Source organism: Sphingomonas sp. JUb134 (genome assembly GCF_004341505.2).
Taxonomy (GTDB): domain Bacteria; phylum Pseudomonadota; class Alphaproteobacteria; order Sphingomonadales; family Sphingomonadaceae; genus Sphingomonas.
The window spans coordinates 1,070,620-1,087,637 of sequence record NZ_SLYP02000001.1 but is presented as its reverse complement, the minus strand read 5'-3'; the positions used below and the strand labels follow the sequence as shown (position 1 = coordinate 1,087,637).

The 17,018-nt window shown below is 69.4% G+C and carries 7 protein-coding genes; all 7 read left to right on the top strand.

Annotation, left to right across the window (positions count from 1 at the left end; all coding sequences use genetic code 11):
- Positions 1 to 139: 139 nt before the first annotated feature.
- The 7 genes from EDF69_RS05005 to treY are packed head-to-tail and all read left to right on the top strand — an operon-like array spanning position 140 to position 16,969.
- The gene (locus EDF69_RS05005) at positions 140 to 3,241 is read left to right on the top strand and encodes an alpha-1,4-glucan--maltose-1-phosphate maltosyltransferase (RefSeq protein ID WP_204991317.1); all 3,102 of its coding nucleotides are present in this window, start codon (positions 140 to 142) and stop codon (positions 3,239 to 3,241) included.
- Positions 3,238 to 6,474 (top strand): maltose alpha-D-glucosyltransferase, encoded by a 3,237-nt coding sequence (treS, locus tag EDF69_RS05000; protein ID WP_132882436.1) that lies wholly within the window; start codon positions 3,238 to 3,240, stop codon positions 6,472 to 6,474. Before EDF69_RS05005 ends, treS begins: the two co-directional genes overlap by 4 nt.
- Entirely contained in the window at positions 6,471 to 8,657 is a 2,187-nt protein-coding gene (gene glgB, locus EDF69_RS04995; protein WP_132882435.1) for a 1,4-alpha-glucan branching protein GlgB, read from the top strand. Before treS ends, glgB begins: the two co-directional genes overlap by 4 nt.
- Positions 8,654 to 10,804, top strand: a complete 2,151-nt coding sequence (gene glgX, locus EDF69_RS04990; protein ID WP_132882434.1) for a glycogen debranching protein GlgX — start codon at positions 8,654 to 8,656, stop codon at positions 10,802 to 10,804. The genes glgB and glgX overlap by 4 nt, the downstream gene beginning before the upstream one ends.
- Positions 10,801 to 12,513 carry a malto-oligosyltrehalose trehalohydrolase gene (gene treZ / locus EDF69_RS04985; protein ID WP_132882433.1) on the top strand — a complete coding sequence of 571 codons (1,713 nt, stop codon included), beginning with the start codon at positions 10,801 to 10,803 and terminating at the stop codon, positions 12,511 to 12,513. The genes glgX and treZ overlap by 4 nt, the downstream gene beginning before the upstream one ends.
- Entirely contained in the window at positions 12,510 to 14,513 is a 2,004-nt protein-coding gene (gene malQ / locus EDF69_RS04980; RefSeq protein WP_132882432.1) for a 4-alpha-glucanotransferase, read from the top strand. The genes treZ and malQ overlap by 4 nt, the downstream gene beginning before the upstream one ends.
- Positions 14,510 to 16,969 (top strand): malto-oligosyltrehalose synthase, encoded by a 2,460-nt coding sequence (gene treY, locus EDF69_RS04975; RefSeq protein ID WP_132882431.1) that lies wholly within the window; start codon positions 14,510 to 14,512, stop codon positions 16,967 to 16,969. The genes malQ and treY overlap by 4 nt, the downstream gene beginning before the upstream one ends.
- Positions 16,970 to 17,018: the final 49 nt, after the last annotated feature.

The following is a 17,018-nucleotide window of genomic DNA, read 5'->3' as shown; positions in this document are numbered from 1 at the left end:
GCGTGCCGCCTGGGAAGCGGCACGCGCGCAAAACCCCTCGACGGGATCGCCCGCCGGCCTGCCGCAAATCCTTGCGGCGGGGGCGGAACGATGCGCCCCCGCCGATGTTGAGTGCAGGTTCCCGTGATGGAGGTCACTTTTGCCGCAGTTCGTCTCCCGCCTCCTCTCGATCACCGCCTTTCCTCTTCCTGAGCGCCTGCTGACCGATGCCGCTGCCGCCGGTTTCGACGGCGTGCTGTGGCGCGCCGAGGCGCCGGTGCTTGGGGAGGCGGAGCTGGTGCCGCCCGCACTCCCCGGAGCCTGCGCAGAGGCGGGGCTCGCGCTGCTGGTCGCGCTGCCCCTCGACCGCGCACCCATTGATCACCCGCTGCTCGCCAGCCACCCGGAAGCATTTGCGATCCGGCGCGCCAGCGCTGGCGGCGGCCCCGTGGATCCCCGCCAGCCTGCACAGGCGACCGGCGAGGCGCGCGCGCGGTTACGTACGCCCGAGGCTGCGGCGCTGCTGCGTCCGGTGCTGGCGGAGCGGCTCTCCGCCCTCCTCGATGCGGGGGTTACGGGCTTCCGGCTGCTTGGGGCGGATCGCATCCCGCCGGAAACGCTGATCGGGCTGATCTCGGCCGTACGCGAACGGCATCCCGACGCGCGCTTCATCAGCGGCGCGCCGGACCTGTCGCGGCCGCAGGTGCGCGCCCTCGCATCGGCAGGGCTCACCGCGATCACCTCCTCCTATGCGTGGTGGGACCTTCGTGCACCGTGGCTGGTGGAGGAGTATGAGGAGCTGCGCGGCCAGGCGCCGCTCCTGGCGGAGGTAACGGCTCCGACCAGCGGAGATGCGGACGCGCCCTCGGCCCTCGCACGGACGCTCGCAATGGCGGCCGCAAGCGCCAACGGCATCATCGTGCCGGCCGACCTGTTCGCAGGCAGCCCGGATCTGGCGCAGGCCGTGCGCCATGCACTGGAAGTCGCGCAGGCCGCCGAACGCTTCGATGGCGAGATGCGGGCGCTGACCGGACCGCAGGCCCCTGTCGGCGTGCTGCTGCGCGCGGATGCGAGCGACGTGGGCGAGGCGTCCGAAGCGCTGCTGATATTCGTGAATCGCAGCGACACGCCGCAGTCGCTGCCCTCCCCGGCACTGGTGCGCGAATATATGGGCTCCGCGTTCGAGGGCTTCTCCGTCCTCGGCGCGGAGGGTGAGGTCGGCACGCAGCTTGCCGGAGGCGAAGTGCGGCTGGTCGCCGCGCGGCGTGCGTCGCCGATCCGCATGGCGGTGGCGCCCGAGGCGGCCAGCGCCGCTGCCGCCTCCCCACGGCTGGTGGTCGAGGACCTCCACCCGCGCGTCGACGGCGGCGCCTTCCCGGTCAAGCGGGTGGTCGGCGAGGAAGTGCCGGTCGAGGCGACGGTGTTCACCGACGGTCACGAGCAACTCGCGGTCGAGCTGCACTGGCGCGCGGTGGACGAGGCGAACTGGCGCGTCGCGCGCATGACGCAGTTGCCGAACGATCTGTGGCGCGGCAGCTTCGCCCTCGAACGGCTCGGCCGCTACGAATATGCGGTCGAGGGCTGGCTGGACCGGTTCGGCGGCTTCCGGCGCGACTTCACGAAGAAGCTCGACGCCGGCGTCGCGCAACCGGTCGACCATGCCGAGGGCCGTGCGCTGGTCGCCGAGGCGGTGGCGCGGTCGCAGGGCGAGGCACGGTCCACCCTGTCGGACTGGCACACCCGGCTGGAAGCGGCGAGCGAAGGCGCCGACAGCGCCGCGCTGCTGCTATCGCCTGAGCTCGCGGCATTGATGGATGCGGCAGACGACCGCCCGCACCGGCTGCGTTCGGAGCCGCAGATCGTCGATGCCGAGCGGCTCGCGGCACGCTTCTCCAGCTGGTACGAGCTGTTCCCGCGCTCGCAGACCGAGGATGCCAGCCGCCACGGCACCTTCGACGACGTGATCGCGCGCCTGCCGGCGGTGCGCGACATGGGCTTCGACACGCTCTATTTTCCGCCGATCCACCCGATCGGGCGCACGCATCGCAAGGGCCCGAACAACACGCTGACCGCAGGGCCCGACGATCCCGGCAGTCCCTATGCGATCGGCAGCGCCGAGGGCGGGCACGACGCCATCCACCCGCAGCTGGGCACCGCTGAAGACTTCGCCCGGCTGGTCGAGGCGGCGCGTGCGCACGGGCTGGAGATCGCGCTCGACTTCGCGATCCAGGCCTCGCCCGATCACCCCTGGCTCACGGAGCATCCCGGCTGGTTCGCGTGGCGGCCCGACGGCTCGATGAAATATGCGGAGAACCCGCCCAAGAAGTATCAGGACATCGTCAACGTCGACTTCTACGGACCCGATGCCGTGCCGGGTCTTTGGATCGCGCTGCGCGACGTGATCCTCTTGTGGGTCGAACGCGGGGTAAAAACCTTCCGCGTCGACAATCCGCACACCAAGCCGCTGCCTTTCTGGGAGTGGATGATCGGCGAGGTGCGCGCAGAGCACCCCGACGTCATCTTCCTGGCGGAGGCGTTCACGCGCCCGTCGATGATGTACCGGCTCGGCAAGATCGGCTTCTCGCAGAGCTACACCTATTTCACCTGGCGCGACGACAAGCAGGGGCTGATCGACTATGTCACCGAGCTGACGACGACCGCGCCCAAGGAGTTCTATCGGCCGCACTTCTTCGTCAACACGCCGGACATCAACCCGATCTTTCTGCAGACCTCGGGCCGGCCCGGCTTCCGCATCCGTGCGGTGCTGGCGGCGACGCTGTCGGGGCTGTTCGGCGTCTATTCGGGCTTCGAGCTGTGCGAGGCGGCGCCGGTGCCCGGCAAGGAAGAATATCACGATTCCGAGAAGTACATCGTCAAGCCGCGCGACTGGCAGGCGCCGGGCAACATCATCGGCGACATCACGCTGCTGAACCGCCTGCGCCGCGCGCATCCCGCGTTGCAGACGCACCTCAACACCCGCTTCCTGCCCGCGCACAACGATCGGGTGATCTTCTACGCCAAGCCCGCGCCGGACGGCAGCGAGATGCTGCTGGTGATGGTGAGCCTCGATCCGCACCACGGACAGGATGCCGCGTTCGAGATCCCGCTGTGGGAGTTCGGCATCCCCGACGACGGCAGCGTCGCGGTGGAGGACCTCGCCGCCGGCCATCGCTTCCGCTGGCACGGCAAGCACCAGCACATCCGCCTCGACCCCGACCAGCCCTATCGCATCTGGCGCATCGCCCCCGGAGACTTCGCATGACCGCCGCAGCCGCCCACGACCAGGATCCGCTGTGGTACAAGGACGCGGTCATCTATCAGTTGCACGTGAAGTCGTTCTTCGATGCCAACAACGACGGCATTGGCGACTTCAAGGGGCTGATGTCGAAGCTCGACTATCTGGCGGACCTGGGCGTCAACACGCTGTGGCTGCTGCCCTTCTACCCCTCGCCCCGGCGCGACGACGGCTATGACATCGCCGAATACCGCGACGTCAGCCCCGACTACGGCACGATGGACGACGCGCGCGACTTCATCGCCGCGGCGCACGAGCGCGGCATGCGCGTCATCACCGAGCTGGTCATCAACCACACGTCGGACCAGCACCCCTGGTTCCAGCGCGCCCGCAACGCACCCAAGGGATCGCCCGAGCGCGACTGGTACGTCTGGTCGGACGACGACAAGATCTATTCGGGCACCCGGATCATCTTCCTCGATACCGAAAAGTCCAACTGGACCTGGGACGAGGTCGCCGGGCAATATTTCTGGCATCGCTTCTACAGCCACCAGCCCGACCTGAACTTCGACAATCCCGAGGTTCTGAAGGAAGTGCTGTCGGTGATGCACTTCTGGCTCGACCTGGGGGTGGACGGGCTCCGGCTGGACGCGATCCCCTATCTGATCGAGCGCGACGGCACCTCGAACGAGAATCTGCCCGAAACCCACGACGTCCTGAAGAAGATCCGCGCCGACCTCGACGCGCATTATCCCGACCGGATGCTGCTGGCCGAGGCGAACATGTGGCCGGAGGACACGCAGCAGTATTTCGGCGAGCAGGGCGACGAATGCCACATGGCGTTCCACTTCCCGCTGATGCCGCGCATGTACATGGCGGTGGCGCAGGAGGATCGCTTCCCGATCACCGACATCATGCGCCAGACGCCGGAGATCCCCGAAAACTGCCAATGGGCGATCTTCCTGCGCAACCATGACGAGCTGACGCTCGAAATGGTGACCGATGCCGAGCGCGATTACCTGTGGAACACCTATGCCGCAGACCGGCGCGCGCGCATCAATCTGGGCATCCGCCGGCGCCTCGCGCCGCTGATGGAGCGCGACCGGCGCCGCGTCGAGCTGATGAACGCGCTGCTGCTGACCATGCCGGGCACGCCCGTGCTCTATTACGGCGACGAGATCGGCATGGGCGACAACATACACCTGGGCGATCGCGACGGCGTGCGCACGCCGATGCAATGGTCGCCCGACCGCAACGGCGGCTTCTCCCGCGCCGATCCGCCCGCACTCGCGCTGCCGGCGATCATGGACCCGCTCTACGGCTATCAGGCGGTGAACGTGGAGGCGCAGGAGCGCGACCGCCATTCGCTGCTCAACTGGATCAAGCGGATGCTGGCGGTGCGCCGCGAATATCAGGCGTTCGGGCGCGGTACCCAGCGCTTCCTGCGCCCCGCCAATCGCAAGATCCTGGCCTATCTGCGCGAGCATGAGGGCGACACCATCCTGTGCGTGGCGAACCTCGGCCGCACCGCGCAGGCGGTGGAGCTGGACCTCCATGAGTTCGAGGGCCGCACGCCCGTCGAACTGCTCGGCAGCACGCCCTTTCCCAAGGTCGGTCAGCTTCCCTATCTGCTGACGCTGCCGCCCTATGGCTTCCTCTGGTTCCGCCTCGCCTCCGACGAGAGCGGGCCGAGCTGGGCAAGCGGTGCTCCAGCGAGCGAGATCGAGCGCTACACCTTCGTCCTGCGGCCGGAGCTGGCGGACGTCACATTGGGCGCCAACCGCGGCGTCCTCGAAAAGGACCTGCTGCCGAGCTACCTGACCCAGCGCCGCTGGTTCGGGGCGAAGGACGAGACGATCGCATCGGTCCAGCTGGTCCGGTCGACGCCGATGCCGGCAGCCGAGGACCTGCTGCTGGGCGAGATCGACGTCGCAACCGACAGCGGCACCGCCACCTACATGCTGCCGCTCGGCATCGCCTGGGAGGGCGAGAACACCGGGCCGTTCGCGTCCAACCTCGCGCTGGCGCGGGTGCGCCGCGGCCGCACGGTCGGCCTGCTGACCGACGGCTTCGCACTGGAAGGCTTCGGCCGCTCGGTGGTGCAGGCGCTCCACGACAACACCGTCGTGCCACTTACAGACGGCGGCGAACTGCGCTTCAAGGCCTTCGAAAGCTTCGACCTGGAGCCGGACGCCGCGCCCGAATGGCTGGCGGCCGAACAGTCCAACAGCACGCTGGTGCTGGGACAACGCGCCGTGCTGAAGCTGCTGCGCAAGGTGGCACCTGGCATCCATCCGGACGTGGAGATGGTGCGCTATCTCTCCGGCCACGGCTTTGCCAACGTGCCGCCGATGCTCGGCACCGTGACCCGCGTCGAGGGCGATCGCGAGACGCTGGTGATGCTGGCCCAGGCGTTCGTCTACAACCAGGGCGACGGCTGGCAGTGGACGCTCGGCGTGCTCGAGCGCCTCGCCACCGACGAGGATGCGAACTTCGCCAACTATCGCAACTTCGCGACGAACTTCGGTCGGCGCCTGGCGGAAATGCACGCTGTGCTCGCGCAGGACAGCGACGATACTGCCTTTGCACCGGAGCCGATGAGCGCGGCGGAAGCCGATCGGCTGGGTGGCCGCGTGGCGGGGCAGCTCGACCGCGCGCTGCTGATGCTGGAGGGCGTGTCGCTCGGCAGCGAGGAAGGCGATGCGGCGCTCACGCGGCTCGCCGAGCAGCGTGCCGCGCTGATGGAACGCGTGGGCACTGTCGCCCGCAGCGCGGAAGGACGCGCCCGCACGCGCATCCACGGCGACCTGCACCTGGGCCAGGTGCTGGTGACCGGCAGCGACGTGATGCTGATCGACTTCGAGGGTGAGCCTGCCAAGCCGCTCGCCGAGCGTCGTGCCAAGGATCTGGCGCTGCGCGATGTCGCCGGCGTGCTGCGCTCGTTCGACTATGCGGCGGCGGTGGCGGAGCGCAACCTGCCGTTCAGCGCCGAACGCGAGGAGGCACGTGCCACGCGCCGCTATGCGCGCTTCGGCAGCTCCGCGATCGAGGCGTTCCTGGCCGGCTATGGCGAAGCGGCGGCGGAGAGCGGCGTGCTTCCCCATTCCGGTGCCGGCGACCCGCTGCTCGACCTCTTCCTGCTCGAAAAGGCGGCCTATGAGGTCGCCTACGAGGCGGCCAACCGGCCCGACTGGATCGCCGTGCCGGCGCTGGGCCTCGCCCGCGCCGCGGCCCGCCTGCTCAACGAGGATTTCGCATGACCGATGTTGGCGCACTCGCAGGCGCGCTGCGCGCTGGAACGCTGGACGACCCGTTTGCGCTGCTGGGCGTCCACCAGGAGAACGGCCGGCGCGTCGTCCGCAGCTTCCAGCCCGGTGCGGAGGCCGTCGCGCTGATCGCGCGCGACGACGGCCGCCCCCTCGGCGAACTCAGCTGCGACGGCGGCCTTTGGACCGGCACGCTGGCCGAGGACGTGCCTTATCGCCTGGCCATCCGCTGGCCGGGCGGCTGGGTACAGGAGATCGAGGACACCTATAGCTTCGGCCCGGTGCTGGGCGACCTCGACCTCCACCTGTTCAACGAGGGCCGCCACTGGGATCTGGCGCGCGTGTTCGGCGCCCAGCCGCGCACCGTTGCGGGCGTGGAGGGCGTCAGCTTCGTCGTTTGGGCCCCGAACGCGCGCCGCGTGTCGGTCATCGGCGACTTCAACGGCTGGGACGGCCGCCGCAACCCGATGCGCCGCCATCATGGTGCCGGCGTGTGGGAGCTGTTCGTCCCCGGCATCGGCCCGGGTGCCCACTATAAGTACGAGATCCTCGGCGCGGATGGGCGCATCGTGCAAAAGGCCGATCCGCTCGCCCGCCAGACGGAGGCGCCGCCGGCCACCGGCTCGATCGTCGCGCCGGCACCGGACTATCGCTGGCACGATGCCGACTGGATGGCGGAGCGCGGACACCGGCAGGCTCCGAACGCACCGCTGTCGATCTACGAAGTGCATGCCGGCTCCTGGCTGCGGCCCGACGGCGACGCACTTGGCACGCTCGACTGGCAGGGGCTGACCGAGCGGCTGATCCCCTATGTCGCCGACATGGGCTTCACCCATGTCGAGCTGCTGCCGATCATGGAGCATCCGTTCGGCGGCTCCTGGGGCTATCAGCCGCTGTCGCAGTTCGCGCCGTCGGCGCGCTTCGGCTCGCCGGAAGAGTTCGCGGGCTTCGTCGACGCGTGCCACCGCGCTGGCATCGGCGTGATCCTCGACTGGGTGCCGGCGCACTTCCCGACCGACGCGCACGGCCTCGCCCAGTTCGACGGCACGCACCTCTACGAGCATGCCGACCCGCGCGAGGGGTTCCACCAGGACTGGAACACGCTGATCTACAATCTCGGCCGGCGCGAGGTGGCGGGCTTCCTGCTCGCCTCGGCATTGTGGTGGCTGGAGACGTTCCACATCGACGGCCTACGCGTCGATGCGGTCGCCTCGATGCTCTACCGCGACTACAGCCGCAACGCCGGCGAATGGGTGCCCAACATCCACGGCGGGCGCGAGAATCTGGAATCGGTCGAGTTCCTCAAGCGCATGAACACCCTGGTCGCGGAACGCTGCCCCGGCGCGATCACGCTGGCCGAGGAGTCCACCGCCTGGCCTGGCGTCACCGCCCCCGTCCACCAGGGGGGCCTGGGCTTCACCTACAAGTGGAACATGGGCTGGATGCACGACACGCTCCAGTACGTGGAGCGCGACCCGATGTACCGGCGCTGGCACCATGGCGAGCTGACCTTCGGCCTGGTGTACGCATTCTCCGAAAAGTTCGTGCTGCCGCTCAGCCATGACGAGGTGGTGCACGGCAAGGGATCGCTGCTGGGCAAGATGCCGGGCGATCGCTGGCGCCAGCTGGCGAACCTGCGGGCGTACTTCGGCTTCATGTGGACACATCCGGGCAAGAAGCTGTTGTTCATGGGCGGCGAGCTCGCCCAGGATACCGAGTGGAACCACGACGCGCAGGTGCGCTGGGACCTGCTCGATCGCCCGGAGCATGCCGCCATCCAGCGGTTGGTGCGCGATCTCAACACGCTCTACGCGAGCGAGCCGGCGCTCCATGCCCGCGACGCAGACCCGTCCGGCTTCGACTGGATCGTGGGCGACGACGCGGAGAACAGCGTCTTTGCCTATGCCCGCTATGGCGACGGGCGTGCCGCGCCCTGCGTGGTGCTGCTCAACATGACGCCCGAGCCGCGCCACGGCTATCGGATCGGTCTGCCGCGCGCGGGCCAATGGCGCGAAGTCCTTAATAGCGATGCGGAAATTTACGGCGGCGGGAACATCGGCAACGGTGGGATGGTTACCGCCTCCGCGACGCCACTGCACGGCCAGCCGGCAAGTGCGGACGTCGTGTTGCCCCCGCTCGCAGCGGTGGTGCTACGATTCGAAGGGGGTCCTCGTTGAACAGCCTACCCGACCGGCTCGAAGCCGGTTCGCCCTATCCGCTCGGCGCCACGTTTGACGGTCTGGGCGTCAACTTCGCCGTCTTCTCCGCCAATGCGGAGAAGATCGAACTGTGCGTCTTCGAACCGACCGGCCGGCGCGAGATCAAGCGCTATGAGCTGACCGAGTGGACCGACGAGGTCTGGCACGGCTATCTGCCCGAAGCGCGTCCCGGCCTCCTCTACGGCTATCGCGCCTATGGCCGCTATGCGCCCGAGGAAGGCCACCGCTTCAACCCCAACAAGCTGCTGCTGGACCCCTATGCCAAGCAGTTGCACGGCGAAGTCCGCTGGACCGACGCGCTGCACGGCTATCAGGTCCGCTCGCGGCGCGAGGACCTGAGCTTCGATCGGCGCGACAGCGCGCCCGCCATGCCCAAGGGCGTCGTGGTCGATACGCACTTCGATTGGTCGGGCGACATCCGTCCGAACACCCCGTGGTCGGACACGGTGATCTACGAGGCGCATGCCAAGGGGCTGACCAAGCTGTTCGAGGAGGTCGCGCCCCAGGAACGCGGCACCTTTGCAGCGCTCAGCCATCCGCGCGTGATCGATCACCTCAAGCGGCTGGGCGTCACCGCCGTTGAGCTGATGCCGATCCATGCGTTCGTGCAGGACCGGTTCCTGCAGGAAAAGGGCCTGCGCAACTATTGGGGCTACAACACCCTCAGCTATTTCGCGCCCGAGCAGAGCTACTTCGCTGGCAACAGCCACAACGAGCTGCGCCTGGCGGTCCGTCGCCTCCATGCCGCCGGGCTCGAGGTGATCATGGACGTGGTCTACAACCACACCTGCGAGGGATCGGAACGCGGCCCGACGCTCTCGTGGCGCGGGCTCGACAACGCGACCTATTACCGTCACGTCCAGGACAATCCGCGCTACACGATCAACGACACCGGCACGGGCAACACGCTCAACCTGGAAAAGGCGCGCGTCATCCAGATGGTGGCGGATTCGCTGCGCTACTGGGCGACCTCGTTCGGGATCGACGGCTTCCGCTTCGACCTGGGGCTGACGCTCGGGCGCGAGGAACACGGCTTCAACCCGGGCGCCGCCTTCTTCGACGTGATCCGCCAGGACCCGGTCCTGGGCCGACTGAAGCTGTCGACCGAGCCCTGGGACATCGGGCCCGGCGGTTACCAGCTCGGCAATTTCCCGCCCAGCTTTGCCGAGTGGAACGACAAGTATCGCGACGGCGTGCGCAAATACTGGCGCGGCGATCCTTCGATGCGCGGCGAACTGGCGGCGCGCATCTCCGGATCGAGCGACCTGTTCGACCGTCGCGCGCGGCGCCCGTGGGCGAGCGTCAACGCGCTGGCGGTGCACGACGGCTTCACGCTCGCCGACACGGTGGCCTACGAGCAGCGCCACAACGAGGCGAACGGCGAGGACAATCGCGACGGCCACAGCGAGAACTACTCGCGCAACTGGGGCGTGGAGGGTCCGACCGACGATCCGGCGATCAACGACGCGCGCCAGCGGGTCATGCGCTCGATGCTCACGACCCTATTCACCTCGCTCGGGACGCCGCTGCTGCTTTCGGGCGACGAGTTCGGGCGCAGCCAGGGCGGCAACAACAACGCCTATTGCCAGGACAATGAGATCGGCTGGGTCGATTGGAGCAAGCGCGACGCGCCCGAGGGGCAGGCGCTGCTTGCGTTCACGTCGCGGCTGATCGCCCTGCGTCACCAGCACGAGTTGCTGCGCGCGCCGAGCTTCCTCCATGCCGAGAAGCTGCCCGGCACCGACATCAACGACCTGGAATGGTGGGACGAGCAGGGCCAGCCGCTGAGCTCGGACGACTGGAACAATCCGGAAGGCCGTGCCTTGGTCATGCGCCGTGCGCGCCAGCTGGAGGACGGTCGGATCGAGGGCATGACGCTGCTGCTGAACGCGTCCGGCGACGCGATCACCTTCACCCTGCCGGCCCCCGACGTGTCGCGCACCGTGCTGGTGGACAGCGCCCGGCCGGACGAGGACGCGTTCGAGATCGGCAACGAGTATGAGCTCGGTCCGCAGAGCGCGGCGCTGATCCACTGGGTCGCCGACATCGCCGAGCCGGAAGCACCGGCCGAGCCGGAAGCGGCACCGGAGGAGCAGCCCGCGTGAGCAGCTGGGGCGCGACGCCGGTCGCCGCCGACCGGACCCGGTTCCGCCTCTGGGCACCCGACCGGCCGGAGGTGACGCTGGAAATCGACGGGGGTCAGGCCGTCGCCATGACCCGCGACGAGGACGGGTGGTTCTCGGCCGAGGCGCCGGTCGGTGCCGGTGCCCGCTATCGCTTCCGCCTCGACGCGGACTTGGCGGTGCCCGATCCCGCCGCGCGTGCGCAGGCGGGCGGCGTGCACGGCTGGAGCGTGGTGGTCGACCCCTACGCCTATCGCTGGACCACCTCCGACTGGGGCGGCCGGCCGTGGGAAGAGGCCGTCATCGAGGAAGTCCATGCGGGCGTGCTGGGCGGGTTCGCGGGCGTAGCCGAACGACTGCCGGCCCTCGCCGACTTGGGCGTCACCGCGATCGAGCTGATGCCGGTCAACGCATTCGGCGGCACCCGCAACTGGGGCTATGACGGGGTGCTCCCCTATGCCCCGGCCGAGGCCTATGGGTCCCCTGAGGAGCTGAAGGCGCTGGTCGATCGCGCCCATGCGCTGGGGCTGATGGTGTTCCTGGATGTGGTCTACAACCACTTCGGGCCGGACGGGAACTACCTGGGCGCCTATGCAAAGGACTTCTTCCACACCGACGTGCACACCCCCTGGGGCGGCGCCGTCGCGGTCGATGCCGAGCCCGTGCACCGCTTCTTCGTCGACAATGCGCGCATGTGGCTGGAGGAGTATCGCATCGACGGCCTGCGCTTCGACGCAGTGCATGCGATCGGCAACCCCGGCTTCCTCGATGCGATGGCGGCTGAGCTGCGCGAGGCGGTCGGCCCCGATCGCCATGTCCATCTCGTGCTGGAGAATGAAGAGAACGACGCCGCCCGCTTGGGCGCCGGTCGCTTCGATGCGCAGTGGAACGATGACTTCCACAATGTGCTGCACGTCCTGCTGACGGGCGAGAGCAGCGCCTATTACCAGGATTTCGCGGAAAAGCCGGCCGAGCGGCTGGCGCGCTGCCTGGCGGAAGGCTTCATCTACCAGGGTGAGGGCTCACCCAACCACGACGGCAAGCCGCGCGGGAGCAAGAGCGGCCACCTGCCGCCGACGGCATTCGTGTCGTTCCTCCAGAACCACGACCAGGTCGGCAACCGCGCGATGGGCGAGCGGCTGACGCAGCTTGCCGACGCCGACAAGCTGCGCGCCGCGACCGCCCTGCTGCTGCTGGGCCCGCAGATCCCGCTGCTGTTCATGGGCGACAGCGAGGGTAGCGCAGCGCCGTTCCTGTTCTTCACCGACTTCCACGACGAGCTCGCCGATGCCGTGCGCGAGGGCCGGCGCAAGGAATTCGCGAAGTTCGAGGCGTTCGCCGATCCGGAAGCGCGCGCGCGCATCCCCGATCCCAACGCGCGCAGCACGTTCGACCAGTCGCACCCGGAGCCCGGCCCGGACGCCGCCGAGTGGCGCGCGCTCTACCGCGAACTGCTGGCACTGCGCCACACTCACATCGTCCCGCGGCTGAAGGGCACGACCAGCCTGGGTGCCGAAGCGATCGGCGAGGCGGCGGTGGTCGCCCGTTGGCGAATGGGCGACGGTGCGACGCTGACCATCGCGCTCAACCTGGGCGACACGGGGGTTGCCTTCCCCGAGCTGGCACAGCCGCTGTTCGCACACGGCGAGCCCGGCGCGCCCGCAAGCGTCGCCGTCTGGGTGGAGGCATGAGCCCGCTCCACAGCCTCGCGACCGAAGCGGGGCTGCTGATCGACTGGGAGGACGCCGCCGGCGACCCGCAGCGGGTGTCGGACGACGCGCTCGTCGCCGTGCTCGCGGCGCTCGGGCTGCCCGCGAGCAGCCCCGCCGCGATCACCGAAAGCCGCAAGCACCTGGCCGAGGACCAGACGGCGTCGTGCAGCTTCGTTTCGGCCGATGTCGGCAAGCCGGTGGTGTTGCCTACCGGTTGCCTGCGGGAGGGAGCGGCCGAGGTGCTGTCCGAGGGGGGCGATCGACGTCTCGTTACCCTGGCCAAGGACCGCTCCGGCCTAAGCCTGCCGGCAATCGACGTGCCGGGCTACTACCAGCTGGTGCAGGGCGACCGCACGATCCGTCTGGCGATCGCCCCGCGCCGCTGCTTCGGCGTGGCTGATGCGGCCGGCGGCAAGCGCCTGTGGGGAACTGCCGTGCAGATCGCGGGCCTGCGCGATCCGCACCGTGCCTTTGGCGACTTCGGCACGCTGGCCGAAGCCGCGCGCGCCTTTGCCGGCAAGGGTGCCGACGCGCTGGCGATCAGCCCCGTCCATGCGCTGTTCCCCGCGGACGCCAGCCGCTATAGCCCCTATGCGCCATCGAGCCGGCTGTTCCTCAACATCCTCTACGGTGATCCCGCGCTGGCAGGCGCGAACGTCGAAGAGCCTGCCTCCGCCGAGCTGATCGACTGGAGCGCCGCGATTCCTGCTCGGCTGCGCCAGTTGCGTGCCGCCTTTGCCGCCCGCAGCGACGCGGTGCGCGCCGAGGTAGCCGACTATGCGCGCAAGGGCGGGGACGAACTGCTGCGCCATGCCCGCTTCGACGCGCTGCACGCACACTTCTTCCAGGAGAGCGGCGCGACGGGCTGGCAGGGTTGGCCGGATGCCTTCCACGATCCTGCCGGAGACGCCGTCGCGCGCTTTGCGGCCGAGCATGCGGAGGAGGTCGACTTTTACCTCTTCTGCCAGTGGCTGGCCAAGCGCAGCCTGGACGCCGCCCAGCGCGCCGCGACCGATGGCGGCATGGCGCTGGGGCTGATCGCCGACCTGGCGGTGGGAATGGACGGCGGCGGCAGCCATGCCTGGAGTCGCCGCGACGACCTGCTCACCGGCCTGTCGCTCGGCGCCCCGCCCGACCTGCTGGGGCCGGAGGGGCAGAGCTGGGGCATCACCGGCTTTTCGCCGCGCGCGCTCCAGCGCACCGGCTTCGAGCCGTACATCGCGACGCTGCGCGCGGCGCTCGACCATGCCGGCGGCATCCGCATCGACCATGCGCTTGGCCTGCGCCGCCTGTGGGTGGTGCCCGAGGGCGCGTCGCCACGCGACGGCGCCTATCTGACCATGCCCCTCGACGACATGCTGCGCGTGCTCGCGATCGAATCGCACCGCGCCCGCGCTGTGGTGATCGGCGAGGACCTGGGCACGGTGCCCGAGGGATTCCGCCCCAAGATGGACGAGCGCGGCATGCTGGGCATGCGCGTGCTGCCCTTCGAACGCGACGAGGACGGGTTCATCCCCGCCGACCTCTGGTCGAAGGAGGCCGCCGCGATGACCGGCACCCATGACCTGGCGACCGTTGCCGGCTGGTGGGTCGAGCGCGACATCGACTGGAATTGGCGGCTCGGCCGCACCCGGCCCGACGCCGTCGAGGCGGATGAGCGCGCCACCCGCGCCGAGGAGCGCACGCTGCTGTGGCAGGCGTTCACCGATGCCGGCGTGACCGAAGCGGCCGAGCCGTCTGCCGACGATCCGGCGCCTGCGGTCGAAGCCGCCCTCGCGTTCGTCGCCGGTACGCCGTGCGAACTCGCGATCCTGCCGATCGAGGACCTGATCGGTGCCGAGGAACAGCCGAACCTGCCCGGCACGATCAACGAACACCCCAATTGGCGGCGGCGCATGCCGGCGCCCACCCCCGAGCTGCTCGACCGGCCCGACGTCGCCCGGCGCGTCGCCCGCATCAACGCCATGAGGAACGGATGACTCCGCGCGCCACCTACCGCTTCCAGTTCCACCGCGACTTCACCTTCGCCGATGCCGAGGCGCTGGTTCCCTATCTCGACCGGCTTGGAGTGAGCCACGTCTACGCGTCGCCGATCACGACGGCACGCTCGGGCTCGACCCACGGCTATGACGTGGTCGACCCGACCACGATCAATCCCGAATTGGGCGGCGAGGAGGCGTTTCGCAGCCTGGTGAAGGCGCTGCGTGCGCGCGACATGGGCGTCATCATCGACATCGTGCCCAACCACATGGGCGTCGCCGGCAGCGAGAATGGCTGGTGGATGGACGTGCTCGCCCACGGGCAGGGCAGCGCCTATGCCCGCTTCTTCGACATCGACTGGCTCGAGCCGGTGCTGCTGCCGGTGCTCGGCACGCCGCTGTCGGAAGCACTCGATCAGGGCGCCCTCACGATCGAGGTGGAGGACGGCAAGCGCTTCGTCACCGCCTATGGCGAGCACCGCTTCCCGCTGCGCGACGAAGACCAGGCGGGTAGCGCGACGACTGATCCGCAGGAGATCCGCGCGGTGCTGGAGCGCCAGCATTACCGGCTGGCGTCGTGGCGCACCGCCAACGACGCGCTCAACTGGCGGCGCTTCTTCACGGTGAGCGAACTCGCCGGCCTGCGTATCGAAGACCCCGAGGTGTTCGAGGCCGTCCACGCCCTCCCCTTGCGCCTTTATGCCGAGGGGCTGATCGATGGCGTTCGAGTCGACCATGTCGATGGGCTGACCGATCCCGCCGGCTATTGCCGTACCCTGCGTGCGCGCTTGGATGCCACGCCCCGGCCGGCGGACGCCCCACCGGGCCCCGCCTATCTGGTGATCGAGAAGATCCTGGGCGCGGGCGAGCCCCTGTCCGACGACTGGGGGGTCGATGGGACCAGCGGCTATGACTTCATGGAGGAAGTGGCCGCGCTCCTCCACGCGCCGGAAGGCGAGGCCCCGCTCGACCGGCTTTGGGAGGAGATCAGCGGCCGCCCGGCGGACTTCGAGGCCGAGGAGCTCGAGGCGCGGCGCCACATGCTTGCCTGGGCATTCGAAGGCCAGCTGACGCGGTGCGTCCAGGCGTTCACGGCGCTCGCGGCTTCCACGCCCGAGACCGAGGGCCTCACCCGCGGCATGCTGCGTCGCGCGATCGAGCGCCTGCTCTGGGTGTTCCCCGTCTACCGCACCTACGGCACCGGAGATGCCGCACCCGAGGGCGACGCCGAGATCCGCGAGATCGCGCGCAGCCGGGTCGCCGCCCACGTGCCCCCCGGCGAGGAGGCGGTGGTCGACCGCGTGTTGGAATGGCTCGCCGGCACAGGGCCGGGGGACACCGAACTCGCGGCGGAGGCGGTGCGCCGCTTCCAGCAGCTCTCCGCGCCGATCGCGGCCAAGGCCGTGGAGGACACGGCCTTTTATCGCTTCGGCCGGCTGCTCTCGCGCAACGACGTCGGCTTCGACGCGACCCGCTTTTCCGCCAGCATCGCCGAGTTCCACGCAGACGCGGTCGGCCGCGCCGAGCGCTTCCCGCGCGGCATGCTCGCGACCGCCACCCACGACCACAAACGCGGCGAGGACATGCGCGCCCGCCTCGCGGTGCTGAGCGAGCTGCCCGACACCTGGCGGGAGACGGTGCTGCGCTGGCACGCTCTTGCGGCTCCCCATGCGGATGGCGTCGATCCCGGCGACGTCTACATGCTGTTCCAGACCCTGTTCGGCGCCTGGCCGGACGGGCTGGCGATCGACGATGCCGACGGCCTGGTCGCCTTTGCCGACCGCGTCGTCGCCTGGCAGCAGAAGGCGCTTCGGGAGGCCAAGCTGCGATCCTCGTGGGAGGCTCCCAACGAAGCCTATGAGGGCGCGGCCGAAGGGCTGGTCCGGGCGCTGCTCGATCCGGGCAAGTCGGGCGACTTCCTCGCCGACCTTCAGGCATTCCTCGCCCGGACCGCGGCTCCGGCGCGCGCCAACTCGCTGGCGCAGGTGGCGCTGCGCTATACCGTCCCGGGCGTGCCCGACTGCTACCAGGGCACCGAGCTGCCCGACTATAGCCTGGTCGATCCCGACAATCGTCGCCCCGTGGACTATGGCCTGCGCGCGCAGCTGCTCGCCGGTTCCACTCGGCAGGGTGCGGAGAAGCTTGCGCTGATCGCACGGCTCCTGGGATTGCGGCGCCAGCACCCGGCACTGTTCGCCAGCGGCGATTATCGACCGGTCGACGTTCGGGGTCCCCAGGCCGACCATGTCCTCGCCTTCACGAGGACGGCGGGCGAAGAGAGGCTGCTCGCCGTCGTGGCGCTGCGGACCGCAGAGGCGACCGCCGGCACCGAGACGCCGGCACCCGCTCGCGACTGGTGGGCCGATACCGTCCTGGACGGGCTTCCGGAAGGCGTCGAAACGCGCGTCGGCGCCCTGCTCTGCGACGAACCGACCGCGATCCTTATCATTCCGTAATGACAGCGGGAGACCGCGCGGTACAAGCTCCTTCCCTGCCCTTTGATAC

Excerpts from the sequence above, each read along its gene's own strand:
- treS (WP_132882436.1), top strand. The coding sequence starts at position 3,238 with ATGACCGCCGCAGCCGCCCACGACCAGGATCCGCTGTGGTACAAGGAC.
- glgB (WP_132882435.1), top strand. The coding sequence starts at position 6,471 with ATGACCGATGTTGGCGCACTCGCAGGCGCGCTGCGCGCTGGAACGCTG.
- malQ (WP_132882432.1), top strand. The coding sequence starts at position 12,510 with ATGAGCCCGCTCCACAGCCTCGCGACCGAAGCGGGGCTGCTGATCGAC.
- treY (WP_132882431.1), top strand. The coding sequence starts at position 14,510 with ATGACTCCGCGCGCCACCTACCGCTTCCAGTTCCACCGCGACTTCACC.